This window comes from Roseivivax halodurans JCM 10272 (assembly GCF_000521785.1).
Taxonomy (GTDB): domain Bacteria; phylum Pseudomonadota; class Alphaproteobacteria; order Rhodobacterales; family Rhodobacteraceae; genus Roseivivax; species Roseivivax halodurans.
Window position 1 is genome coordinate 268,297 of record NZ_JALZ01000002.1, and the last position, 23,050, is coordinate 291,346.

The window sequence follows — 23,050 nt, forward strand, 5'->3', positions numbered from 1 at the left end:
CGGGAGACTTGGGAGGGCCCTGCCAGTGACATTCGCCACATTCGCCGACCGCGATTCCATCGAGGCCGAGATGCCATGGGCGGAGCGCGACGTGCCAAAAACGCTCTACGGCCTTCTGTCGCGCACGGCGGAGCAGTTTCCCGACCGCCCGGCGGTGTCATACCAGATCTTCTCGGGGCCGAAGGACAAGGCCGAGACGCTGAGCTGGCGCAAGCTGCGCGAGCGCACGACCCAGGCCGCCAACCTCTTCCGCTCGCTCGGGGTCGGCGAGGAGGACGTGGTCGCTTACGTCCTGCCCAATTGCAACGAGACCACAATCGCGCTGCTCGGCGGGGCGACGGCGGGCATCGTGAACCCGATCAATCCGCTGCTCGAGCCCGAGCAGATCGGCGCCATCCTGCGCGAGACCGGCGCGAAGGTCGTGGTCACGCTCAAGCCCTTCCCCAAGACCGACGTCGCCCAGAAGGTGCACGAGGCGGTGCGCCACGCGCCGAAATGCCACACGGTGCTCGAGGTCGACCTCTGCCGCTACCTCACGCCGCCGAAATCCTGGATCGTCCCGTTCATCCGGCCGAAGGTTTCCGGCAAGGCGCATGTCGACTTGAAGGATTTCAACCGCGAGATCGCCAAGCAGCCGAAGACGCTGCAATTCGAGGATAGGCAGGTCGACCGCGTCGCCGCCTATTTCCACACCGGCGGCACGACGGGCATGCCGAAGGTCGCCCAGCACCTCTATTCGGGCATGATCTACAACGGCTGGATCGGGCACCGGCTCCTCTTCACCGAAGAGGACAACATCATCTGCCCGCTGCCGCTGTTCCACGTCTTCGCCTGCCACGTGATCCTGATGGCGGCACTGACCTCGGGCGCGCATGTCGTCTTTCCGACGCCGCAGGGTTATCGCGGCGAGGGCGTCTTCGACAATTTCTGGAAGCTCGTCGAGCGCTGGAAGATCACCTTCGTCATCACCGTGCCGACGGCCGTTTCGGCGCTCATGCAGCGCCCCGTCGACGCGGACGTCTCGACCGTGAAGACCGCCTTCTCGGGCTCGGCGCCGATGCCGCTCGAGCTTTTCAAGCGGTTCGAGAAATCCTGCGGCGTCACCATCTGCGAGGGCTACGGGCTGACCGAGGCGACGTGCCTGGTGTCCTGCAACCCGCCCGACGGCGAGAAGAAGGTCGGCTCGATCGGCATCCCGTTCCCCTACACCCACGTGAAGATCATCAAGCGCAACGGCAACGGACCCGAGGAATGCGCGACGGACGAGGTGGGCGAGATCTGCGTGTCGAACCCCGGCGTCTATGCCGGTTCGACCTATACCGAAGTGGACAAGAACCGCGAGCTCTTCCACGAGGGGATCTACCTGCGCACGGGGGATCTCGGGCGGATCGACGCGGACGGTTACCTCTGGATCACCGGCCGGGCGAAGGATCTCATCATCCGGGGCGGTCACAACATCGACCCTGCCGAGATCGAGGAGGCGCTGCTCGCGCATCCCGACGTCGCCTTCGCCGGGGCCATCGGCCAGCCCGACGCCCATTCGGGCGAGTTGCCCTGCGCCTTCGTCGAACTCGTCAGCGGCGGAACGGTCACCGAGGCCGAGCTGATGGCGCATTGCAAGACGCATGTGCACGAGCGCGCCGCACAGCCCAAGCACCTGCAGATCCTCGACGAGTTGCCCAAGACCGCCGTGGGCAAGGTCTTCAAGCCGGACCTGCGCAAGATGGCGATCACCCGCGTCTACAACGGCGCGCTGGAAGAGGCAGGATGCGCGGCGCGCGTGGTGTCGGTGGTTGACGACAAGACCCGGGGTCTCGTCGCGCAGGTGCAGGCGAATGGCGCCAAGGACGCCGATATCTCGGACGTCCTCGGCGCTTTCACCCGGCCCTGGGACCACGCGGAGACCTCGGAGACGCAGAAAGCCTGACGGGCGACGGGCGGAGAGCGCTCCGCCCGGCCCCAACGTGCGGCAGCGCGGCGCTTCGCGAGGCATTGGGCGTGTGGCAGCAGGACACTCTGTGCGCGCCCGCGCCGACAGCAATTCGGGATGTAATGTCTGGTAGCGGGTGGAGCGCAAGCAATGTGCTCGGCCGCTCACACGCCTCTCGGGCCTGCCGAAAGCGCCACGGCGGAGATCTCGCGAGACGGTGGCACAGCGTCTCTCGCGAAGAGAGACGGTCGGGCACGGCCCCCGCGGCGATGCTTCAGGCGAACTTTTCGCGCAGGAGCGCAAGCACGCGCTCCGTGTCTCCGTCGTTCAGTCGGTAAAAGACCGTCTTCCCCTCGCGGCGCGTCAGGACGAGGTTGTCGTCGCGCAGCCTCGCCAGCATCTGGCTCACCGCGGCCTGCCGCGTTCCGAGCAGGCGCTCGAGCTCGCCCACCGACTTCTCGCCGGCCTCGAGGTGGTGCAGGATCAGCAGCCGCCCCCGGTGCGCAAGCGTCTTGAGATAGGACGTCGCATCCTCGACGCTCTCGGTATCGAAATCGTAGCTATGTGCCGCATCGTCCATTGTCATGGCGTCCGCCTCCCACGCCCAGATATGGCGCTGGTCAATATCATGTCTATCGGATACGAGTTTTCAACTCTATTAGTTCCAAGGGCTTCCGCGAAAGACACGAGCGCAAACCCGCTCGTTCTTGCAACCCACCGATGTCCCGACACAATTTCGGTCATCTCATCAAAACTACGTTGCGTCGCGCGCCGCCGGCGGCGGTGTCGGCAATTACGGAATTGATCTCGTCGAGGCTCCACCGGCGCGAGATGAGCGCGTCGAGTTCGAGCCTCCCCTGCAGGTAGAGATCCGCCATCCACGGAATGTCCCGGCCGATCACCGTGTCGCCCATCTTGGATCCGATCAGGCTCTGACCGGTGAATGCGGTTCTCAGCGGCTCGTAGGACGCCGTCGCGCCGGCATGGGGCATGCCGACCATGACGAGGCGCCCGCCCCAACCGAGATACCGCGGCGCGGCATCGTAGGCCTGCGTCGACCCCACCGTGACGACAACGAGATCCGCCTGCCGCCCCAGGATCTTCGCCGCTCGCTTCCACGGCGCCGTTTCCGTCGCGAGGACGCCGTCGGTCGCGCCGAAGGCCCGCGCATCGTCGAGCTTCGCCTCCGACATGTCGACGGCGACGATCCGGCGGGCGCCGGCGATCCGGGCGCCCTGGATCGCGTTGAGCCCGACGCCGCCCGCGCCGATCACCACGACATCCTCGCCCGGGCGCAGCTTGCCTGCGTTCACCACGGCGCCGACGCCGGTGACCACACCGCAGCCCAGAAGCGCCGCGCGGTCGGCGGGCAGGTCGTCCGAGACCGCCACGCATTGCGACGCGGCGACGACGACCCTCTCGGCGAAGGCGCCGGTCTCCATCTCGTTCCAGACCGGCTCGCCATCCGGTCGCGAGAGCGGCGTCGGCGCCCGGTCGAAGTCGCGGCAGATCGTCGGGCTGCCGGACAGGCACGTGGGGCACGCCCCGCAGAACCGCACGAGCGTCACCACGACGCGTGTGCCGATCTCCGGGCCGGTCACGCCGGGCCCGTGGGCGGTCACGCGTCCCGCTGCCTCGTGACCGAGCACCGCCGGAAGACGGCTGCGAAAGCCTCCCTCGGCATAATGGATGTCGGAATGGCAGATCGCGACCGCTTCGATCTCGACCTCGATCTCACCCGGACCCGGCGCTCGGAGATCGAGGTCCTCGATCTCCAGCGGCTCGCCGAACGCGGTACAGATCGCGGCGCGGATGCGCGGCATTGTGGTATCCTTCTACCCCTCCGGAATTGGATACTCACTGACACATCTTAGAGACAAGTATTATTCCGACAGCTGCCGCAGGGGAAGGCACAGGGTTTGTGTCAGTGCTTCCGGACCGCCTTGGCGAAGGCGCGAGCCTCCGCCGGAGCCTGCCCCATGGCGCGGGACGGATCGAAGATCGCCGGATCGAGGTCCGGCCAGCGCGCAAGCGCCGCATCCCGCAGATGGCCGCCCTCGGCCGCGATCTCGCGGGCCAGCGCCTTGACCTCCGCCTGAGCTTCGGGGCGGGACATCCGCTCCGCCAGTGCGAAGGACAGCGCCTCTGCCGCCATCAGGCCACGGCTCTGCGCGAGCGTGCCGGCCATGGCCTCCGCGCCGGGCGCCAGCGCGTCCAGCGCATCGCCGCTCCGGGCGAGCGCCGCGGCGAGCGATTGGCAGAGTTGCGGCAGCGTCAGCCACTCGGTGAACCACGCCGCGCCGTCGCGCTGCTGGGCATGGGTGCCCGCCGCCTGCAATGTCGCGTTCAGCCCCTGCGCCTGAGCGGCCAGCGCAACGACCGCCGAGGGCGCGACCGGGTTCTGCTTCTGTGGCATGGTCGAGGACCCGCCGCCCGCCGCCAGCGTCATCTCTCCGATCCCCGATTGCGTGCCGAGGATCAGGTCCTCGCCGATCTTGGCAAGGGCCGCCGCAACCCGCGCGATCCACGCCCCGACGCGCAGGATCGGCGTTCTGTCGGTGTGCCAGCTCCGCCCCGGATCGGTGAGCCCGAGCGCGCCCGCAAGGTCCGCGCGCAGGGTGGGAGCCTCCTCTCCGAGCGCGTCCGCGGTGCCGGCCGCGCCGGAGAGCGACACCGGAAGGCCCGCCCGCAGAGCCTCGGTTTCCCCGCGAAGCGACAGCAGCGGCCAGCCCCAGCTCGCCGCGACCGCGCCGAAGCTCGTCGGCGTCGCGTGCTGGCCGTAAGTACGCGCGGCCATCGGCAGCTCCGCATGCGCGTCCGCCAGCACCGCCAGACGCGCCAGGATCCCGTCGAGCGCCGTCTCGTACTGGCCGATCACCTGCCGCAGTCGGAGCATCAGCGCGGTATCGGCGATGTCCTGCGAGGTCGCCCCCCAATGGAGGTATTGTGCATGTTCGGGCGCCTGCATCGCCTCGCGGAAAAGCCGCACCAGGGCAGGCACCGGCACGCCGTTCGCGCCCGTCTCCTCGGCCATGCCGCCGGGATCGAGCTGCAGCTCGAGAGAGGCGCGATGGATCGCCCGTCCACTGATCTCGGGGATCACGCCCCGGGCGCCCTGCACCTTGGCGAGTGCGCCTTCGACCAGCATCATCGCCCGCACCTCGGCGCTGTCGGTGAAGAGCCGCCCGACCTCGCCGGTCGGAAAGAGACGCGCATAGAGCTGGCTGGAAAAGGCGGGAGAGGGCATCAGGCCTCCTGTGCGATATCGTGGATGAGGTCGGCGAGCGCCTGCGGCCGCGCGAAGAACGGCGAATGCGAGCCGGGCAGGCTGCGCACGTCGGGAAACTCCCGTGCCATCTCGCGCTGCAGTTCGACCGGCACCGCGTTGTCCTCCTCGCAGAGGATGTAGCTGCGCGGCACGCCGGCCCAGGTCTCGCCCAGCGTCACGGGTGTCGCCTGCGGTGCTACGGCCTGCGGGCAGAGCCGGTCCAGAGCGTAATCCACGGCCTCGTCCGGGCAATCGTGGTAGAACACCTCGCGCGCATGCTCGGGAATGACCGAAAAGCTCGTGCCGTCCTCCGAGCGCAGAAGCGCCTTCAGGATCGGCTGGCGCGAGGCGAGCTTGCGCATCTCGACGAGGCTGTGGCCCGCCTTCGGCACGTAGGCGCAGAGATAGACCAGCCGTGCGATCTTCGATGCGTCCATGTCCGCCGCCACGCTGATCGGATAGCCCGCCATGGAATGCCCGACGACCACCGCCCGGTCCTCGAGCGCCGTGAGGATCGCCTCTGCATAGCTCTCGAGCGTGACCTCCCCGAGCGGCGTCGGATCGTCCCCGTGCGAGGGCAGGTCGATGGCGCGCACCCGATGGCCCCGCGCCTCGAGCAGCGGGATCACGTCGCGCCAGCACCACGCGCCGTGGCACGATCCGTGCACCAGAAGGATCTCAGACATGACCGATCGCGGTCAGGAAATCGGTCAGGATCTCGGCATATTCCTCGGGCTTCTCGACGCAGGGCAGGTGTCCCGCCCCGCGAATGAGCCGGAACTCCGCGCCCGGCACCAGCTCGGCGGTCTCCCTCACGAGATCTGGCGGCGTCGAGCCGTCGACCGATCCCGCGATCCCGAGGACCGGCAGCCGCAGGGCCGCGGTCGTTGCGAAGAAATCCGTGCCCGCGATGGCGTGGCAGCAGCCGACATAGCCCTGCACCGGCTGCCGAAGCAGCATGTTGCGCCAGGCTTGGAAATCGTCGGTTTCGCGGAACTCGCCCGAGAACCAGCGCTCGAGGATGCCGTCCGCGAGCGCCTCGATCCCCTCGTCCTCGACCTTGCCGATGCGGTCCTCCCACATCTCGCGGGTGCCGATCTTGGCCCCGGTATTCGACAGAACCGCCGCGCGGACCTGATCGAGCCGCTTGGTCGCGAGGCCCTGCGCGATCATGCCGCCGATCGAGAGGCCGACGATCACCGCGTTCCGCACCTCCAGATGATCGAGCAGCTTTTCGAGGTCGCCGACCAGTTGCCCCATCGAGTAGGGTGCCCGCGGGCATTCCGAGAGGCCGTGCCCCCGCTTGTCGTAGCGGATGAGCCGCAGCCCCGCCGGCAGATGCGGCAGCATGTCGTCCCAGAGCCTCAGATCGGTGCCGAGAGAATTGGCGAAGACAACCGGCGCGCCGTCCCGGTCGCCCTCGTCGCGATAATGAAGCCGCAGCCCCCCGATATCGGCTATCCGCATGCCCATGTCCTCCGTCAGCGTCTCCGGCGTGATAGCGGCGCAGGCGCGGGATGTGAACCGCGCCGTGGAGCGCCCGCTTTTGCTATGGAAACCGCGCTGCGGCTGCCCTAGAACGCGGGTTCACGCATGCGCGGGAGGCTGGCGATGAACGAGCTTGTGAATTCCTTCATGACGGGCCCGGACGAGAAGGGCCGGTTCGGCGATTTCGGCGGGCGTTTCGTCTCCGAGACGCTGATGCCGCTGATCCTCGAACTCGAGGAATGCTACACCCACGCCAAGACCGACCAGAGCTTCTGGGACGAGATGCACCATCTCTGGACCCATTACGTCGGCCGTCCCTCGCCGCTCTACTTCGCCGAGCGCCTGACCGAGCATCTCGGCGGCGCCAAGGTCTATCTCAAGCGCGACGAGCTGAACCACACCGGCGCGCACAAGATCAACAACGTGCTCGGCCAGATCATCCTCGCGCGCCGCATGGGCAAGACCCGCATCATCGCCGAGACGGGCGCGGGCCAGCACGGCGTCGCCACTGCGACGGTCTGCGCCAAGTTCGGCCTGAAATGCGTGGTCTACATGGGTGCGCACGACGTCGAGCGCCAGCAGCCCAACGTCTTCCGGATGAAGCTGCTCGGCGCCGAGGTCATCCCGGTGACCTCCGGTCGCGGCACGCTCAAGGACGCGATGAACGACGCGCTCCGCGACTGGGTGACGAATGTGCGCGACACCTTCTACTGCATCGGCACCGTCGCCGGACCGCACCCGTACCCCGCGATGGTCCGCGACTTCCAGTCGATCATCGGCAAGGAGGTGCGTGAGCAGATGCAGGAGGCCGAGGGCCGTCTGCCCGACACCGTCATCGCCGCGATCGGCGGCGGCTCCAACGCGATGGGCCTCTTCTACCCGTTCCTCGACGACAAGTCGGTCTCGATCATCGGCGTCGAGGCGGGCGGCAAGGGCGTCAACGCCAAGATGGAGCATTGCGCCTCGCTGTCGGGAGGACGTCCGGGCGTGCTGCACGGCAACCGCACCTACCTCCTGCAGGACGACGACGGGCAGATCCTCGAGGGCTTCTCGATCTCGGCGGGTCTCGACTATCCCGGCATCGGTCCGGAGCACGCCTGGCTGCACGAGATCGGCCGCGCGCAATACGTCTCGATCACCGATGCCGAGGCGCTCGAGGCGTTCCAGCTCTCCTGCGAGATGGAGGGGATCATCCCCGCGCTGGAACCCAGTCACGCGCTCGCCCACGTGACCAAGATCGCGCCCGACCTGCCCGAGGATCACATCATCTGCATGAACATGTGCGGACGGGGCGACAAGGACATCTACACCGTCGCGAAGGCGCTCGGTCAGGAGATGGGCTGATACCGGACGGATGATCCGCTGGCGGCGGCCTCTCCCGCAGCCGCGGGGCTGGCTGCCACCGATAGCGGAGGGCTTCACTCCACCGCGTATTGCCGCAGCGTCTCCATGGGGACGATCTCGAGGGCACGCGTATGCGTCGCCTGCAGGTTCACCTGCGGCGCGCAGCCTTCGTCGTGGGCCTGCAGAAACCGCCCCGCGCAGACGCACCACTTGTCCCCCGCCTTGAGGCCGGCGAAGTTGAATTCCGGCCGTGGGGACGACAGGTCGTTCCCGACATATTTGGAATAGGCGAGGAATTCCTCGGTCATCACGGCGCAGACGGTGTGACTGCCGGCATCCGCCGCGCAGGTGTTGCAATGCCCGTCGCGGAAAAAGCCCGTCACCGGATCGTTCGAACAGGCTTCGAGCGCTCCGCCGAGCACGTTCACTTGCGGATCCATTTCCATCTCGCGGTCCTTCCTTCGTAGGGTCGGAGAGGCTGCGGAACATGCTCGCATGCGCCGACCTCGTGGACGTCCCGTCCGGCGCCGTCGCAGGCGACAGCCAGGCCCGTCCGATCATCGTCGCAGACCTATTGTGCGTGACCCGCACGGACAAGGACCTCGCTTCCGCGCATCGGGGGAAGGTCGGCGCGGCCCGCCACCCGGAGCGTCATCCAGGCAAACGGGATCCTGCGACGCTACCGGAATCTGTCCGCGAGCTTCTGGAGCGGGGAGCGGGCGTCGGTTTCGGGCGCAGCCTCCGGCTCGGGTGGCGTCTCCTTCGGGGCAGGGGCCTCCCCGCCGCTCTTGGAACTGCGGGCCGGGGCCGTGCGCAGGCTCACCTTGTTCATGAAGCCGCCCGGATCGCCGTCCGCCAGCGCCGGCGCACCGTCCGCGATCCCGCGCATCAGATCGTCGAGCCAGTCCTGCTCGGCCTTGGCGAAGTCGTGCAGCACATAGGCCGACACCTTGTCCTTGTGGCCGGGATGCCCGATGCCGAGCCGCACCCGCTGGTAGCCTTCGCCGATATGCGCGTGGATCGAGCGCAGGCCGTTATGCCCGGCATGTCCGCCGCCCATCTTCACCTTGAGCCGCCCCGGCGCGAGGTCGAGCTCGTCGTGAAAGACGCAGACATCCTCGGGCTCCAGCTTGAAGAACCGCATCGCCTCGCCCACGGACTGGCCGGAGCGGTTCATGAAGGTCTCGGGTTTCAGCAGCAGCACCTTGTCGTCGCCGAGCCGCCCCTCGGCGGTCTTGCCCTGGAACCGCGCCTTCCAGGGCCCGAGCCCGTGCTCCTCGGCAATGCGGTCCATCGCCATGAAGCCGATATTGTGCCGGTGACCCGCATATTGCGAACCCGGATTTCCAAGACCGACGAAGAGTTTCATGGATCGCTCCCGTTACCGCGTCAGTCACGCAGATAGACCGCGAGCCCGATCCCCGCAACGCAAACGGCCCCGCGCGATGGCGGGGCCGTCTAACTCAGCAGCAAGGAGCAATCACTCCTCCGCGTGCTCTTTCTCTTCCTCGACGGTGTCGTCGTTCTGCTCGATGACCTCGGTCTCGGCAGGCTCTTCGTCCTCGTCCTCCGAAGCGGCGAGGGCCGACGGCGCCGAGAGGTTCGCGATGACGAAGTCACGGTCGATGGTCTTCTTGGTGCCGGCGGGCAGCTCGATCGCCGAGATGGTGATCGTGTCGCCGATCTCGAGGCCGGTGAGGTCCGCGACCAGCTTCTCGGGGATGTCGCCCGCGGTGCAGATCAGCTCGACCTCGGGGCGCACGACCGTCATCACGCCGCCCTTCTTGAGTGCCGGGCAGTCTTCCTCGCCCACGAACTCGACGGGGATGAAGAGGTTGATCTTCGAGGTGCGGCGCAGGCGCATGAAGTCCACATGCGTCGGCAGGTCCTTGACCACGTCGCGCTGCACGTCCCGGCAGATCACCCGGACGTCCTCGTGCCCTTCGACCTTGAGGTTGAAAAGCGTCGACTTGAAGCGGCCCTTCGAGAGGCGCTTGATCAGGTCGTTGTAGGGCAGGTTGATCGGAAGCGGATCCTTCTCGCCACCGAAAACAATCCCCGGAACCAGGTTCTCACGACGAGCCTGACGAGCGGCGCCCTTGCCTGTCCCCGTACGTTCCAGGGCTTCGAGATCCGGAATCTCTCCAGCCATGATGTCTCTCCTTGATTGATGCCGGGGTGCCTCCAAGGCTGTCACCCCGCGCGAGTGCGCCCCTCTACCCGCGAGACCGTGCTCCTGCAAGGTGATTCGTGCGCGTTCCTGCACGGGCGGGTGTGCCGCCGGCGTGTCTGGACGGCAATGCGGGACCGTGGCAGAGCGCGATCCATGGCGATGCTCGATGATCTTCGGTCGAGCCGCGGGCCGGCGGCGGCCTTCGCGGCGATGGCGTTCTTCTGGGGCGGCTTCGCGGCCCTCGTTCCGGCGCTCAAGGCGCAGGCGGGCCTTTCGGACGGCGCGTTCGGCCTCGCCCACCTCCTCGCGACGATCGGCGCCGTCGGCGCGCTGATGGCCGCGCCATGGGTCTCGCGGCGCATCGGCCCCCTCGCGCTGCCCGGCACGGTTCTGGCGACAGCGCTGATCATGGCATCGCAGGGGCTCGCGCAGGGCGCAGTGAGCTACACCGCATGGCTCTTTTCCGGCTGCGTCGCGATGGGGCTGATGGACGTCCTGATGAACGCCCGCGTCAGCCGGATCGAGGCCGAGACCGGTCGCACGCTGATGAACCTCAACCACGCGGTCTACTCGCTCCTCTATGCCGCGGTCGCGGTCGCGGCCGGACTCGCGCGCGGGGCAGGGGCATCCCCCGGTGCGATCTTCGCGGGGCTCGGGCTCGGCGTCCTCGCGCTCGCGGTCCTGTCGACCCGCGGACCCGAGCGTCCCGCCGCTCCGGCGGAGGGCGACGGGGATGCCGCCGGTCTCTCCTGGCTCATGCTCGCGCCCGCGGGTGCCATCGTCTGCCTCGCCTTTCTCGGCGAGCAGGCGACCGAAGGCTGGTCCGCTCTGCATCTCGAGCGGGCGCAGGGCGTCGGCGCCGCGGCGAGTGCCATCGGTCCCGCGCTCCTCGGTCTCACGATGGGGATCGGTCGGCTCGGCGGGCAGGTCGCGACCCAGCGGTTCAGCAACCGCGCGGTGATCCGCGCCGCCTCCTCCCTCGCCGCGGCCGGGGCGCTCGTCGCCGCATGGGCTCCCAGCCTCGCGATCGCCTATCTCGGCTTTGCCGCGCTCGGCCTCGGGCTCTCGACGATCGTGCCGACGACCTTCGCCTGGGTCGGCAAGCGCCTGCCGGGCCATCTGCGCGAGGCTGCAATCGCCCGCCTCTCGATGGTGGGCTATTCCGGCTTCTTCCTCGGACCGCCGCTCATGGGCTTCGTCGCCGAGGGCGCGGGCCTCGTCGCGTCCTTTACGCTCGTCGCAGCGCTGCTCGTCGCGATCCCGGCGATCCTGCTTCCGGTGCTTCAGCGCCGGCAGGCCGGCCCCGCCTGAGCGCCGATCAGACGTTGCGCAGCTGATCGTCCCAGCGGCCCGAGAAGCCCTCGGGCACCAGCAGGATGTCGCGGTCCACATCCGTCACGCGCCGTCGCCCGCAGAGCGCCATGGAAACGTCGAGCTCCTTGTGGATGATCTCGAGCGCCTTCGTCACGCCCGCCTGACCCATCGCGCCGAGACCGTAGATATAGGCGCGACCGATATGCACGCCCTGCGCGCCCATCGCGAGCGCCTTGAGCACGTCCTGACCCGAGCGCACGCCACTGTCGAGATGCACCTCGACCTTGTCGCCCACCGCCTCGAGCACCGGCCCGAGCGCCCGGATCGACGACAGCGCGCCGTCGAGCTGCCGCCCGCCATGGTTCGAGACGATGATGGCGTCCGCGCCCACGTTCACCGCCTCCTGCGCATCGCGCGGATCCATGATCCCCTTGATGATCAGCGGGCCGTTCCACATGTCGCGGAACTTGCGGATGCGGTCCCAGTCGAGCGACTGGTCGAACTTCTCCGCCGTCCACGCCATCAGCGAGCTCGGATCGTCCACGTCCGCGACATGCCCGACGATGTTGCCGAACTGCCGCCGCTTGGTCGACAGCATGCCAAGGCCCCACGACCAGCGCGTGGCGAGATCGGCGAGCGTCTTCGGCGTCAGCTTCGGCGGCGCGGAGAGGCCGTTCTTGAGATCCTTGTGCCGTTGCCCGAGGAGCTGGAGATCGACGGTGATCACCGCGGCCGAGCATTTCGCCTCCTTGGCGCGGTCGAAGAGGCGCTGCATGTAATCGTCGTCGGTCAGCGTGTAGACCTGCAGCCAGAACGGCCTCGAGGTGTTCGCTGCGACGTCCTCGATCGAGCAGATGGACATGGTCGAGAGGCAATAGGGCACGCCGAACTTCTCGGCCGCCTTCGCCGCCTTTATCTCCCCGTCCCAGTGCTGCATCCCGGTCATGCCCACCGGCGCGAGGGCGACCGGCATCGACACCTCCTCGCCCAGCATCGTGGTCTTCGTGCTGCGGTTCGCCATGTCCACGGCAACGCGCTGGCGGAAGTAGATCTCGTCGAAATCCGAGGAATTCTCGCGGAAGGTCTGCTCCGACCAACTGCCGCTCTCGCAGTAATCGTAGAACATCTTCGGCACGCGCCGCTTGTAGAGGCGTTTGAGGTCCTCGATCTCTGTGATGACAGGCATGTGGTCGGTCCTCCCTCGGCAATGCGGGAAGACGTAGCAAGGCGGCCCGGGCGCGGCAACGTTCCCTCGCATGCGGCTCCGCTCGGACAAATCTCCGCACTGCCTGCGTTTTCCGCGGGCGGGGGCCAGCTGTTGACTTCGCCCCGGTCCGCCGCAGGTCCCGCTGCGGTTCGGAACGGCGCAGAGGGGCAGGGCGGACATGGACAATCCGATACTCCTCGGCGGGCTCGCGAGCCTCATCGCCGGGAGCATGAGCGGCGTCGGCGCGCTTCCCGTCCTCTTCGGCGCGAGCGTCTCGCGCAGGCTCAACGACACCGCGCTCGGCTTTGCCGCGGGCGTCATGATCTCGGCCTCGTTCTTCTCGCTGATCCTGCCGGGGATCGACCGCGCCACCGAACTCTACGGCTCGACGTTCCTCGCCGCGCTGGCGGCGGGCCTCGGGATCGCGCTCGGTGCCGCGGCGGTCTGGCAGCTGAACGCGCGCGTTCCGCACGAGCATTTCGTCACCGGGCCCGACGGCGCGCGGAACGACGCGATCCCCAAGATCTGGCTCTTCGTCATCGCGATCACGATCCACAACCTGCCCGAGGGGATGGCCGTCGGCGTCGGCTTCGGAGGGGAGGACATCTCGAACGGCATCTCGCTGGCCACCGGCATCGGCCTTCAGAACGCGCCAGAGGGCCTCGCCGTCGCCGTCGCCCTGCGCGGGCAGAATTACGGCCGGCTGTTCTCGGTCGGGATCGCGCTTCTCACCGGCCTCGTGGAGCCCATCGGCGGGCTCATCGGCGCGGCGGCGGTGACCGTCTCGGCCTTCGCGCTGCCGGTGGGCCTGGCCTTCGCGGCAGGCGCGATGCTCTACATCATCAGCCACGAGATCATCCCCGAGACCCACCGCAACGGTCACGAGAACCCCGCGACCTTTGGGCTGATCACCGGGCTGATCCTGATGATGATCCTCGACGTGACGCTCGGCTGACGCCTCTAGTGCAGCTTCATCCGGGGCCGCGCGGCGCGTCCGATCCGGTTGGCGATGAGCTGCGCCGTGCCGCGGATCTTGCCGTGGACCGACAGGATGTGCAGGCGGTAGAGCGAGTTGTAGGCCATGCGCGCCAGCCATCCCTCGATCGCGACGCGCCCGCCCGCGATGTTGCCCATGAGCGTGCCCACCGCGTCGAAATGACTGAGCGAGACGAGCGCGCCGTAATCGCGGTAGACGAAGTTCGGCGGCGTGCGGCCCGCCTCCACGGCGGCGATGACGTCCGGCACGTGGTCCGCCATCTGGTTCGCCGCCTGCGCCCGCGGCGGCACCGGACCGTCGCGCCCCGGCAACTCGCAATGGGCGCAGTCCCCGATCGCGAGGATGCGGTCGTCCGTGACGCTCTGCAGCGTGGGATGCACCACGATCCGGTCGAGCTTCGAAAGCTCCAGATCGCTCATGCTCTCGACGCCAGGATCGCCGCGCACGCCGGTCGCCCAGAGGATCAGCTTCGCCGGGATCTCTTCGCCATCCCCCGTCGTCACGCCGTCCGAGCGCACCTCGGTCACCTTGGTGTCCGTCCGCACATCGACGCCGATATCCCTAAGCTCGGCGGTCACCTTCTCGACCACGTCCTCTCCGAGCGCCGGCAGGAGCCGCGGACCGGCCTCGAGCAGGGTGATCCGCATCGCCTCCGCCTCGAACCCCTCGAGCCCGTAGGAGCGGAGCGAACGCGCCGCGTGGACAAGCTCGGCCGAGAGCTCGACGCCCGTCGCCCCGCCGCCGACGATCACGATGGGCAGCGTCGCGTCACCCTGTCCCGCGACACGGGCGGCGTTCACCCGCAGGCAGGCATTGAGCAGCTTCTGGCGGAACCGGTCCGCCTGCACGCGATGCTCGAGGAAGAGCGCATGCTCGTTGACGCCCGGGATCCCGAGATCGTTCGACACGCCCCCGAAGGCCAGAACCAGCCAGTCGTAGGGCAGCTCGTGCCGGTCGAGCAGCACGTCCCCGTCCTCGTCCAGCAGCGGCTCGGTGACGACCACGCGCTTTTCCCGGTCGATCCTCTCCAGCGCGCCCTGAAAGAAGCGGTACCCCCAGCGCGCCGCATGACCGCCATAGCCGATCTCCTCGAGATTGGGGTCGAGCGCCCCGGCGGCGATCTCGTGGAGGAGCGGCTTCCAGACGTGGGAGCGGTTGCGGTCGACAAGCGTCACCTCGTGGGTGCCGCGAAACCGCTTGGAGAGGCTGCGGCAGAGCCCGAGCCCGGCCGCGCCGCCGCCCACCACCACGATGCGTTTGCGTCTCTCGGCCATCTTTAGGCCCTCCGTGCGTGCTTCGCCCTGCGACGTAGCCCCGCACCGCCTCCGTGCCAGACGGCGGACGCACCGCGCCACTAGGCGCTCCCGCCGGACCTCAACGAAAAAGGCGCGCCCCCGCCGGGACGCGCCTTTCATCCGTCGAGCCACGGGAGGCTCAGATCAGGCGTTCCACGCCTTGTCCTGATCCTTGAACGACACCCGCGTCGGCAGGCCGATGCGGTCGAGGATGGTGAAGAACGGCTTGGGGTCCAGTTCCTCGACGTTGCGCATGTCCTTGGTGTCCCACGTGCCGTCCGCGATCAGCATCGCCGCGGCGACCGGCGGCACGCCCGCAGTGTACGAGATGCCCTGGCTGCCGACCTCGTTGTAGGCGACCTTGTGGTCGGCGACGTTGTAGACGAAGACCTCGACCTCCTCGCCGTCCTTGGTGCCCTTCACCAGATCGCCGATGCAGGTGTTGCCTGTGTAGTCGGGCGCGAGGCTCGACGGGTCCGGCAGGCAGGCCTTCACCACCTTCAGCGGCACAACCTCCTGCCCCTCGGCCAGCGTCACGGGCTGTTCGGAGAGGAGTCCGAGGTTCTTCAGCACGGTGAAGACGGTGATGTAACGCTCGCCGAAGCCCATCCAGAACCGCACGTCCGCCTGCGGGTAGTTCGTCGCGAGACTGTGCACCTCGTCGTGTCCCGACTGATAGGCCATCTGCTTGCCGACGACGGGCAGGTCCCATTCGTGACCCGTCTCGAACATCTGCTTTTCCTTCCAGGTGCCGTCTTCCCAGTAATAGACGACGCCGGTGAATTCGCGGAAGTTGATCTCGGGATCGAAGTTCGTCGCGAAGTAGCGACCATGCGATCCGGCGTTCACGTCGACGATGTCGATGCTCTTCACCTCGTCCATGTACTCGTCGACGGCGAAGCGCGCGAAGGCGTTCACGACGCCCGGATCGAAACCCGCGCCGAGGATGGCCGTCACGCCCTTCTCGGCGCAGGCGTCCTTCTTCTTCCACTCGTAGTTGGCGTACCACGGCGGCGTCTCGCAGATCTTGTCCGGCTCCTCGTGGATCGCCGTGTCGATATACGCGGCTCCGGTCTCGAGGCAGCCGTCGAGCACGTGCATGTTCACGAAGGCGGTGCCGACATTGATGACGATCTCCGCGCCGGTCTTGCGGATCAGCTCCGCCACCTCGTCGGATTTCGTGGCGTCCACCTGATGCGTGTCGAAGGTCCCCTCGACCTTCATCGCGCCCTTTTCGTGCACGCTGGCGACGATGTCGTCGCATTTCGACTTCGTGCGCGAAGCGATGTGCAGCGCGCCGAGGACGTCGTTGTTCTGCGCGCATTTATGCGCCACGACCTGCGCGACGCCGCCGGCGCCGATGATGAGCACGGTCTTCTTCATGGGTGAGGGACCCCCTTGGTCTTCAGGGTGGGTTTCCGGCGCCGCGGCTCAGCCGAGCGCCGCCTTGAAATCGTCGTAACCGAAGTCGCGCACGACGCGCTCCGTTCCGTCGGTCTCGCGGATCGCGATGGCCGGCATCTTGACGCCGTTGAACCAGTTCTTCTTGACCATCGTGTAACCGCCCGCGTCCTCGAGCGACACCCGGTCGCCGGGAGCGAGCGCTTTCGGAAAGCGGAACTCGCCGAAGATATCGCCCGCGAGGCAGGACTTGCCGCAGATCATCCACTCCTCGGGGCCGTCGTTCGGGGCGACGTGCCCGCTCTCGCGGTAGATCAATAGGTCGAGCATGTGCGCCTCGACCGAAGCGTCCACGATGGCGAGGTTCTTGCCGTTGTGGAGCGTGTCGAGCACCGACACCTCGAGCGTGGTCGAATTGGTGATCGCCGCCTCGCCGGGCTCGAGATAGACCTGCACCTCGTTCTCGCCGGCAAAGCGCTTGAGCCGCTCGGCGAGCTTGTCCAGCGGATAGCCCTCGCCGGTGAAATGGATCCCGCCGCCGAGGCTGATCCAGTCCATGCGCTTGATGAGATGGCCGAAGCGCTGCTCGATCATGCCCAGCATCGCGTCGAACCGCTCGAAATCGGCGTTCTCGCAATTGTTGTGGAACATGAAGCCCGAGATGCGGTCGGCGACCGGCTCGATATCCTCGGGCGCGTGCTCGCCGAGGCGCGAGAAGGGCCGCGCCGGATCGGCGAGGTCGAAATCCGAGGTCGAGACGCCCGGATTCACCCTCAGGCCGCGGACATGCCCGGCGCTCGCGCTCTCGAAGCGGCGCAGCTGGTTCGCGGTGTTGAAGATCACCTTGTCCGAGACGCGGATCACCTCGTCGATCTCGTCGTCGGCCCAGGCGACCGAATAGGCGTGCGTCTCGCCTCCGAACTCCTCGGCGCCGAGCTTGACCTCGAAGAGCGAGGAAGACGTCGTGCCGTCCATGTATTGCGACATCAGATCGAACACGCCCCAGGTCGCGAAGCACTTGAGCGCCAGCAGCGACTTCGCCCCCGATTGCTCGCGCAGCCAGGCGATCTTCTCGAGGTTCGGCAGAAGCCGGGCCTTGTCGATGAGGTAGTAGGGCGTCTGGGGCATGATGCGTCGTCCTTCGGTCCTCGGGGGCGCGGGCAGGAGGATAATGCGAAGCGGCCGTGGGTCACGCGGCCGGAAAGCTGCAGCTAGTGGCCTGCGCCTCGGCGGACAAGACCCCGGGTCAGGCCGAGTGGGCCCCGTCCGCAAGCGACTTGACGAAGGCCAGCACGTCCTCGGTCCGCGCGCCCGAGGCCATCTCGCCGACGATGGCGGAGCCGACGACGCAGCCATCCGCGATCCCGGCGATCTCCTTGGCGCTCTCGGGCGTCCGGATGCCGAAACCCACGATCACCGGCAGATCGGTCTGCGACTTGATCCGCGCCACTTCCGGGCCGACGTCGGTCGCCTGCGCCGCCGCGGCGCCGGTGATCCCGGTGATCGAGACGTAGTAGACGAAACCCGACGTGTTCTCGAGCACCTTCGGCAGGCGCTTGTCGTCCGTCGTGGGCGTCGCGAGCCGGATGAAGTTCAGCCCCGCCTCCTGCGCCGGAATGCAGAGCTCGTCGTCCTCCTCGGGCGGCAGGTCGACGACGATCAGCCCGTCGATCCCGGCCTCGGTCGCCTCCGACAGGAACCGCTTCACGCCGCGCGAATAGATCGGGTTGTAATAGCCCATCAGCACGATCGGCGTCTCGGCGTCGCCGGCGCGGAAATCGCGCACCATCTGCAGCGTCTTGTCGAGCGTCATCTTGCCCGCGAGCGCGCGCTGCCCGGCCTCCTGGATCGTCGGGCCGTCCGCCATGGGATCGGTGAACGGAACGCCCAGCTCGATCACGTCGACGCCGGCCTCGGGCAGACCCTTCATCAGCTCGAGCGAGCTCTCGACGTTCGGATCGCCCGCCATGATATAGGCCACGAAGGCCTTTCTGCCCTCGTCCTTGAGCTGGGCAAAGCGCGTGTCGATCCGGGTCATGGGAGCCTCCGATGCCATGTGCCGGTCCACGTGCCCGGTCTCGCCCCGGAAATCAATGCCCTCCGGCGTTGCATCGCTGGGGCTGTCCCCGGCGGCATCCCCGCGCTAGCTTCGCCGGTGGCTCACATTCGCGACCGATCGGAAAGGACCGACCCTCATGAAGCTCGCCGCGCTTTTCGCTCTTCCCGCCGTTCTGGCGCTCTCGGCCTGCGACATGGGCCGTCCCGGTGCCGCTCCGCAGATCGCTCCGGACGCCTCCGGCGGCGCCTGGAGCTTCGCGACGGATCCCGCCATCGCGACGCTCACCGGCGCCTCCCCGCAGGTCTCGGTCGCGTGTCGCAGCAATTCGGCCGGAACGCCGGTCGTCGTCTGGACCGTGGACGCCCCAGCGGCGGACGGCGCCGGCGAGACGCTCACCATATCCGCTGGCACCCTGCGCACCGCCGTTGCGCTCACCGGCGTGCCCGGCCCCTCGGGCGGCTACATCTGGCAGGGCTCGGTCTCGCCCAACGACAATTCCCGGCAGGTCTTTGCCGCGAGCGGCCCGGTGAGCTTCACCCTCGCCTCCGGCGCCCGTGCCGTCGCGTCCGAGGCCGGCCCCGTGCCGCAGGTCTACCGCGGCTGCAACTGATCCCCCAACCTCCGGAGAAATCCATGCGCATCCTCTTCACCGGCGGCTCGGGCAAGGCCGGTCGCCACGTCGTGCCCTATCTGCGCGATCTCGGGCACACCATCGTCAATGCCGACCTTCACCCGCTCGGCGAGCGGGACGTTGACGATCTGAAGGTCGATTTGACCGACAGCGGGCAGGTCTGGGGCGCGCTCACCCAGCACGGCAGCATCCCCGAGCTCGACGATCCCGAGGCCTCTGACCGCTTCGACGCGGTCGTGCATTTCGCCGCCGTGCCGCGGATCCTCATCACCTCGGACGGCGAGACCTACCGCACCAACGTGATGGCGACCTACAACGTCATCGAGGCGGCGGTGAAGCTCGGCATCCGCAAGGTCATCTTCGCCTCGTCCGAGACGACCTACGGCATCTGCTTCGCCAAGGGCGAGAAGCGGCCCGACTACATCCCCGTCGACGAGGAGCACCCCGTCGTCCCGCACGACAGCTACGCCATGTCGAAGGTCGCGAACGAAGTGACCGCCCGCAGCTTCCAGGCGCGCTCGGGCGTCGACATCTACGGGCTCCGGATCAACAACGTGATCGAGCCGCACGAGTACAAGTCGGACTTCCCGACCTACCTGCAGCATCCCGAGATGCGGCGGCGCAACATCTTCGCCTATATCGACGCGCGCGATCTCGGGCACATGGTCGAATGCTGCCTGAACACGGACGGGCTCGGCTTCGAGGTGTTCAACGTCGCCAACCGCGACACATCGGTGGGCGTGACCTCGCAGGAGATCGCCGAAACCTTCTACCCGGACGTGCCCAAGACCCGCGAGATGGACGAGTTCGAGACCTTCTACTCGATCGAGAAGGCGCAGCGGCTCCTCGGCTTCGATCCCAAGCATTCCTGGCGCGACGCGCTCGGGATGGAGCGGCCCTGACGGACCGGCGCGCCTCCGCCGAAGGGCGGGGCGTGCATCGCTTGCCGGAGCCATCCGCATCGCGGTAAAGGACGCGCATGATCCGCAGATCCCTCATCGCCCTCGCGCTCGTCGCGCCCGCGCCCCTCGCGGCGCATCCCCACGTCTTCGTCGACACCGAACTGACGGTGGAGGTGAACGCCGCCGGAGAGATCACCGGCACCGAGATGACGTGGACCTACGACGAGTACTTCACCCTGCTGATCCTCGAGGACATGGGGCTCGATTCCGACATGGACGGAGAGCTGACCGAGGACGAGCTGGCCGAGCTCATGGGCTTCGACTTCGAGACCTGGCCCGAGGGGTTCGAGGGCGATCTATATCTCGACGCGGGCGGCCAGAAGATCGAACTCGGCCACCCCGTCTCGACCGGCATCGCGGTGACGGACGGCAAGATCGTCGCGACCCACACCCGCACGGTGCCGGACGCGCCCGCCGAGGGCGCGGTCTTCCGGCAATACGATCCAACCTACTACGTCGCCTACACGCTCGAGGATCTGACCGTGACCGGCGGCTGCCGTGCGGAAGTCACCAACCCAGATCCCGACGCGGGCGAAGAGGCTCTGGCCGAGGCGCTGAACTCCTACTCGGAGGACCAGTTCGAGGTTCTCGAGCTCGGCATCCACTACGCGGACACGATCAGGCTGACATGCGCGCAGCCCTCCTGACGCTCAGCCTCGGCATCGCGGCGCTCGCTGTCTGGCTCTGGGGCTTCGGCGGGGCCGACCTCGTCGCCGCCCGCGCCGCCGCGGGTCAGTCCGAGGCGCAGCGCGCCATGGCGGGTGCCCTGCGGTCCCTGCGCGCGGGCGAGCCCGGCGCGCTCGCGGCGCTCTGCGGCCTCGCCTTCACCTACGGCGTCTTCCATGCCGCTGGGCCGGGGCACGGCAAGATCCTCATCGGCGGCTACGGCGTCGCCCGCCGAGTCGCCCTGCTCAAGCTCTCCGCCCTCGCGCTCCTCTCGAGCCTCGCGCAGGCCGCCGCCGCCGTCGCGCTCGTCTATGCCGGGCTCTGGCTGCTCGGCTGGGGCCGGGTCGAGATGACCGATGCCGCGGAGCGCTGGTTCGCGCCCGCGAGCTACGCCGCGATCGGGCTGATCGGCCTCTACCTCGTCCTGCGCGCGGCGCGGCGGCTTCTGCGGGACAGGCCCGGGCATCAGCACGACCATGACCACGGCGTCTGCGCCTCCTGCGGCCACGCGCACGGTCCTGCACCCGACGAAGCCGCCCGCGTCTCGTCGCTCCGCGAAGCCGCCGCGCTTATCGCGGCCGTGGCGATCCGCCCCTGCACCGGCGCGCTCTTCCTGCTGATCCTGACCTGGCGCATGGACATCGTGACCGCCGGCATCCTCGCGACCTTCGCCATGGGCCTCGGCACCGCCGCGATCACCATCGCCGTCGCCATCGCTGCGGTGACCTTCCGCGAGGGCGCGCTGACCCGCCTCTCCGGCGGCGCCCAGACCGCGCGCCTTCTCGCCGGCATCGAGGCGCTCGCCGGAGGCGTGATCGCGCTCCTCGCGCTGCAGCTTTTGCTCCGCGCGATCTGAGCCGTCTTGCCGCCGCCCGGGGCGCGGCGTAAGCGCATCCCATGACCGCCCAGATGACCTATCCCCAGCACGCCCGCGCGCTGATGACGCTCGGCCTTCCGCTCGTCGGCGGGCACCTGGCGCAGTTCCTGATCGGGTTGACCGACACGATCATGCTGGGCTGGTACGGGGCCGAGGCGCTGGCTGCGCTGACCCTCGCGCATACCGCGTTCTTCACGCTCTTCCTGCTCGGCACCGGGTTCGCCTGGGCCGTGATGCCGATGGTGGCGAGCTATGCCGCCCGGGACGACGAGGTGATGATTCGCCGCGCGACCCGCATGGGCCTCTGGCTCTCGATCCTCTTCTTCGCCGGAACCGTGCCGCTCCTGTGGTTCTCGGGCCCGATCCTGCGCGCGCTCGGACAGGCCGAGACGGTCTCGCAGAACGCTCAGGTCTACCTCCGCATCGCGCTCTGGGGCATGTTGCCCGCGCTGGCGGTGATGGTGATCAAGAGCTACCTCGCCGGGCTCGAACACACCCGCATCGTCTTCTGGATCACCGGCGGCGCGGCGCTCCTCAACGCGGTCTTCAACTACGCGCTGATCTTCGGCAATTTTGGCTTTCCCGCGCTCGGGATCGAAGGCGCCGCCATCGCGTCGGTTCTCACACACGGCATCAGCCTTGCCGGCGTCGTCGCCTATGCCAAGGGAAAGCTGCCCGAGCACGACCTCTTCACCCGGTTCTGGAACCCCGACTGGGAGATGTTCGCCGAGGTCTTCCGCCTCGGCTGGCCGATCGGGCTCACCAACCTCTCCGAGGTCGCGCTCTTCGCCGCCTCGGCGCTGATGATGGGCTGGCTCGGCACCGTGCCGCTCGCCGCCCACGGCATCGCGGTGCAGCTCGCGACCGCCGCCTTCATGGTGCATATGGGCCTCTCGAACGCCGCGACCGTCCGCGCGGGCAACGCCTTCGGCCGCCGCGACGCGGGCCACCTCGTGCGCGGCGCATGGACGGTGATCGCGCTCTCGGGCGCTTTCGCCGCGGTGACCGTGGTGATCTTCCTCGCCGCGCCGGAGCCGCTCGTCGGCGTGTTCCTCGACCCCTCCGACCCCGACCGCGTCGCAATCGTCGAGGCGGGCGTGGCGCTCCTTGCCGTCGCGGCGCTCTTCCAGCTCGTCGATGCGGCGCAGGTGATCGCGCTCGGGCTCCTTCGCGGTGTGCAGGACACCCGCGTTCCGATGTGGCTCGCCGCTCTCGCCTATTGGGGCGTCGGCATGCCCGCTGCGTGGATGTGCGGCTTCGTCCTTGGCTGGGGCGGTCCGGGCGTCTGGATCGGGCTCGTGGTCGGCCTCGGCGCCGCCGGCGTCTTCCTCATGTCGCGGTTCTGGGGCCGCACAGTCCCGCGCCTGGCCGCCGCCTGAGAGGTGTTGCGGCGGTCCCGGCGCATCGTGTTAACTCTGCGCGATACGGTATTCGAGAC

22 protein-coding genes are annotated in these 23,050 nt (G+C 68.2%); 9 read left to right on the forward strand and 13 right to left on the reverse strand.

The genetic code is table 11. The features are described from left to right. Positions 1-25: 25 nt before the first annotated feature. Positions 26-1,927, forward strand: coding sequence for an acyl-CoA synthetase (locus OCH239_RS03655; RefSeq protein ID WP_037258817.1), 1,902 nt, complete (start codon positions 26-28; stop codon positions 1,925-1,927). 277 nt (positions 1,928-2,204) lie between these two features. Here OCH239_RS03655 and OCH239_RS03660 read toward each other — a convergent pair whose 3' ends face one another. The 5 genes from OCH239_RS03660 to pcaD form a co-directional block, all read right to left on the reverse strand. Beyond that, on the reverse strand, positions 2,205-2,510 hold the full coding sequence (locus OCH239_RS03660; RefSeq protein WP_244430293.1) for an ArsR/SmtB family transcription factor: 306 nt from the start codon (positions 2,508-2,510) through the stop codon (positions 2,205-2,207). A 160-nt stretch (positions 2,511-2,670) separates the two neighbouring features. After that, a complete protein-coding gene (locus OCH239_RS03665) occupies positions 2,671-3,753 on the reverse strand; it encodes an alcohol dehydrogenase catalytic domain-containing protein (RefSeq protein ID WP_037258823.1) in 1,083 nt (360 codons plus the stop codon). Between the two features lie 101 nt (positions 3,754-3,854). After that, positions 3,855-5,177, reverse strand: a complete 1,323-nt coding sequence (locus OCH239_RS03670) for a lyase family protein (protein ID WP_037258826.1) — start codon at positions 5,175-5,177, stop codon at positions 3,855-3,857. Then, positions 5,177-5,884, reverse strand: a complete 708-nt coding sequence (locus OCH239_RS03675; RefSeq protein ID WP_037258828.1) for an alpha/beta fold hydrolase — start codon at positions 5,882-5,884, stop codon at positions 5,177-5,179. Before OCH239_RS03675 ends, OCH239_RS03670 begins: the two co-directional genes overlap by 1 nt. Further along, positions 5,877-6,665, reverse strand: coding sequence for a 3-oxoadipate enol-lactonase (gene pcaD, locus OCH239_RS03680; RefSeq protein WP_037259053.1), 789 nt, complete (start codon positions 6,663-6,665; stop codon positions 5,877-5,879). Before pcaD ends, OCH239_RS03675 begins: the two co-directional genes overlap by 8 nt. A gap of 144 nt (positions 6,666-6,809) precedes the next feature. On the opposite strand from pcaD, the gene trpB reads away from it, so the two are divergent. Continuing rightward, positions 6,810-8,030 carry a tryptophan synthase subunit beta gene (gene trpB, locus OCH239_RS03685; protein ID WP_037258829.1) on the forward strand — a complete coding sequence of 407 codons (1,221 nt, stop codon included), beginning with the start codon at positions 6,810-6,812 and terminating at the stop codon, positions 8,028-8,030. Positions 8,031-8,104: 74 nt separating this feature from the next. Here the strand turns inward: trpB and OCH239_RS03690 are convergent, their stop codons facing one another. The 3 genes from OCH239_RS03690 to OCH239_RS03700 form a co-directional block, all read right to left on the reverse strand. Then, entirely contained in the window at positions 8,105-8,476 is a 372-nt protein-coding gene (locus OCH239_RS03690; RefSeq protein WP_037258832.1) for a DUF2237 family protein, read from the reverse strand. 233 nt (positions 8,477-8,709) lie between these two features. Further along, positions 8,710-9,399 carry an aminoacyl-tRNA hydrolase gene (gene pth / locus OCH239_RS03695; RefSeq protein WP_037258835.1) on the reverse strand — a complete coding sequence of 230 codons (690 nt, stop codon included), beginning with the start codon at positions 9,397-9,399 and terminating at the stop codon, positions 8,710-8,712. 111 nt (positions 9,400-9,510) lie between these two features. Further along, positions 9,511-10,182: a 50S ribosomal protein L25/general stress protein Ctc gene (locus OCH239_RS03700; RefSeq protein ID WP_037258837.1), complete on the reverse strand. Its 672-nt coding sequence runs from the start codon at positions 10,180-10,182 to the stop codon at positions 9,511-9,513. A 174-nt stretch (positions 10,183-10,356) separates the two neighbouring features. On the opposite strand from OCH239_RS03700, the gene OCH239_RS03705 reads away from it, so the two are divergent. Further along, positions 10,357-11,514: an MFS transporter gene (locus OCH239_RS03705; RefSeq protein ID WP_051489228.1), complete on the forward strand. Its 1,158-nt coding sequence runs from the start codon at positions 10,357-10,359 to the stop codon at positions 11,512-11,514. Between the two features lie 7 nt (positions 11,515-11,521). Here OCH239_RS03705 and OCH239_RS03710 read toward each other — a convergent pair whose 3' ends face one another. Then, a complete protein-coding gene (locus OCH239_RS03710; RefSeq protein ID WP_037258843.1) occupies positions 11,522-12,703 on the reverse strand; it encodes an alpha-hydroxy acid oxidase in 1,182 nt (393 codons plus the stop codon). A gap of 199 nt (positions 12,704-12,902) precedes the next feature. Here OCH239_RS03710 and OCH239_RS03715 point away from each other — a divergent pair, with 199 nt between their 5' ends. Further along, positions 12,903-13,679, forward strand: coding sequence for a ZIP family metal transporter (locus OCH239_RS03715; RefSeq protein WP_037258846.1), 777 nt, complete (start codon positions 12,903-12,905; stop codon positions 13,677-13,679). A gap of 5 nt (positions 13,680-13,684) precedes the next feature. Here OCH239_RS03715 and OCH239_RS03720 read toward each other — a convergent pair whose 3' ends face one another. The 4 genes from OCH239_RS03720 to trpA form a co-directional block, all read right to left on the reverse strand. Further along, on the reverse strand, positions 13,685-14,995 hold the full coding sequence (locus tag OCH239_RS03720; protein ID WP_037258849.1) for an NAD(P)/FAD-dependent oxidoreductase: 1,311 nt from the start codon (positions 14,993-14,995) through the stop codon (positions 13,685-13,687). A gap of 165 nt (positions 14,996-15,160) precedes the next feature. Next, entirely contained in the window at positions 15,161-16,399 is a 1,239-nt protein-coding gene (locus OCH239_RS03725) for a saccharopine dehydrogenase family protein (protein WP_037258852.1), read from the reverse strand. 48 nt (positions 16,400-16,447) lie between these two features. Beyond that, entirely contained in the window at positions 16,448-17,545 is a 1,098-nt protein-coding gene (locus tag OCH239_RS03730; protein ID WP_037258855.1) for a carboxynorspermidine decarboxylase, read from the reverse strand. Positions 17,546-17,663: 118 nt separating this feature from the next. Further along, the gene (gene trpA / locus OCH239_RS03735) at positions 17,664-18,455 is read right to left on the reverse strand and encodes a tryptophan synthase subunit alpha (RefSeq protein WP_037258858.1); all 792 of its coding nucleotides are present in this window, start codon (positions 18,453-18,455) and stop codon (positions 17,664-17,666) included. 157 nt (positions 18,456-18,612) lie between these two features. Here trpA and OCH239_RS03740 point away from each other — a divergent pair, with 157 nt between their 5' ends. The 5 genes from OCH239_RS03740 to OCH239_RS03760 all read left to right on the forward strand — a co-directional run bounded on the left by OCH239_RS03740 (position 18,613) and on the right by OCH239_RS03760 (position 22,991). Then, complete coding sequence (locus OCH239_RS03740; protein ID WP_037258860.1) at positions 18,613-19,086, forward strand: hypothetical protein; 474 nt, start codon at positions 18,613-18,615, stop codon at positions 19,084-19,086. A gap of 23 nt (positions 19,087-19,109) precedes the next feature. Further along, positions 19,110-20,009, forward strand: a complete 900-nt coding sequence (locus tag OCH239_RS03745; protein ID WP_037258863.1) for an NAD-dependent epimerase/dehydratase family protein — start codon at positions 19,110-19,112, stop codon at positions 20,007-20,009. A gap of 77 nt (positions 20,010-20,086) precedes the next feature. Next, positions 20,087-20,716 (forward strand): DUF1007 family protein, encoded by a 630-nt coding sequence (locus tag OCH239_RS03750; protein ID WP_037258866.1) that lies wholly within the window; start codon positions 20,087-20,089, stop codon positions 20,714-20,716. Beyond that, positions 20,698-21,591: a nickel/cobalt transporter gene (locus OCH239_RS03755; RefSeq protein WP_037258869.1), complete on the forward strand. Its 894-nt coding sequence runs from the start codon at positions 20,698-20,700 to the stop codon at positions 21,589-21,591. The genes OCH239_RS03750 and OCH239_RS03755 overlap by 19 nt, the downstream gene beginning before the upstream one ends. Positions 21,592-21,632: 41 nt before the next feature. Continuing rightward, positions 21,633-22,991 (forward strand): MATE family efflux transporter, encoded by a 1,359-nt coding sequence (locus OCH239_RS03760; RefSeq protein ID WP_037258872.1) that lies wholly within the window; start codon positions 21,633-21,635, stop codon positions 22,989-22,991. The last annotated feature ends 59 nt before the right edge of the window (positions 22,992-23,050 follow it).

Bases quoted from the DNA above. Each gene is read 5' to 3' on its own strand.
- OCH239_RS03660 (WP_244430293.1), bottom strand. From the start codon at position 2,510: ATGGACGATGCGGCACATAGCTACGATTTCGATACCGAGAGCGTCGAG.
- OCH239_RS03665 (WP_037258823.1), bottom strand. From the start codon at position 3,753: ATGCCGCGCATCCGCGCCGCGATCTGTACCGCGTTCGGCGAGCCGCTG.
- OCH239_RS03670 (WP_037258826.1), bottom strand. From the start codon at position 5,177: ATGCCCTCTCCCGCCTTTTCCAGCCAGCTCTATGCGCGTCTCTTTCCG.
- OCH239_RS03675 (WP_037258828.1), bottom strand. From the start codon at position 5,884: ATGTCTGAGATCCTTCTGGTGCACGGATCGTGCCACGGCGCGTGGTGC.
- pcaD (WP_037259053.1), bottom strand. From the start codon at position 6,665: ATGCGGATAGCCGATATCGGGGGGCTGCGGCTTCATTATCGCGACGAG.
- trpB (WP_037258829.1), top strand. From the start codon at position 6,810: ATGAACGAGCTTGTGAATTCCTTCATGACGGGCCCGGACGAGAAGGGC.
- OCH239_RS03690 (WP_037258832.1), bottom strand. From the start codon at position 8,476: ATGGAAATGGATCCGCAAGTGAACGTGCTCGGCGGAGCGCTCGAAGCC.
- pth (WP_037258835.1), bottom strand. From the start codon at position 9,399: ATGAAACTCTTCGTCGGTCTTGGAAATCCGGGTTCGCAATATGCGGGT.
- OCH239_RS03700 (WP_037258837.1), bottom strand. From the start codon at position 10,182: ATGGCTGGAGAGATTCCGGATCTCGAAGCCCTGGAACGTACGGGGACA.
- OCH239_RS03705 (WP_051489228.1), top strand. From the start codon at position 10,357: ATGGCGATGCTCGATGATCTTCGGTCGAGCCGCGGGCCGGCGGCGGCC.
- OCH239_RS03710 (WP_037258843.1), bottom strand. From the start codon at position 12,703: ATGCCTGTCATCACAGAGATCGAGGACCTCAAACGCCTCTACAAGCGG.
- OCH239_RS03715 (WP_037258846.1), top strand. From the start codon at position 12,903: ATGGACAATCCGATACTCCTCGGCGGGCTCGCGAGCCTCATCGCCGGG.
- OCH239_RS03720 (WP_037258849.1), bottom strand. From the start codon at position 14,995: ATGGCCGAGAGACGCAAACGCATCGTGGTGGTGGGCGGCGGCGCGGCC.
- OCH239_RS03725 (WP_037258852.1), bottom strand. From the start codon at position 16,399: ATGAAGAAGACCGTGCTCATCATCGGCGCCGGCGGCGTCGCGCAGGTC.
- OCH239_RS03730 (WP_037258855.1), bottom strand. From the start codon at position 17,545: ATGCCCCAGACGCCCTACTACCTCATCGACAAGGCCCGGCTTCTGCCG.
- trpA (WP_037258858.1), bottom strand. From the start codon at position 18,455: ATGACCCGGATCGACACGCGCTTTGCCCAGCTCAAGGACGAGGGCAGA.
- OCH239_RS03740 (WP_037258860.1), top strand. From the start codon at position 18,613: ATGAAGCTCGCCGCGCTTTTCGCTCTTCCCGCCGTTCTGGCGCTCTCG.
- OCH239_RS03745 (WP_037258863.1), top strand. From the start codon at position 19,110: ATGCGCATCCTCTTCACCGGCGGCTCGGGCAAGGCCGGTCGCCACGTC.
- OCH239_RS03750 (WP_037258866.1), top strand. From the start codon at position 20,087: ATGATCCGCAGATCCCTCATCGCCCTCGCGCTCGTCGCGCCCGCGCCC.
- OCH239_RS03755 (WP_037258869.1), top strand. From the start codon at position 20,698: ATGCGCGCAGCCCTCCTGACGCTCAGCCTCGGCATCGCGGCGCTCGCT.
- OCH239_RS03760 (WP_037258872.1), top strand. From the start codon at position 21,633: ATGACCGCCCAGATGACCTATCCCCAGCACGCCCGCGCGCTGATGACG.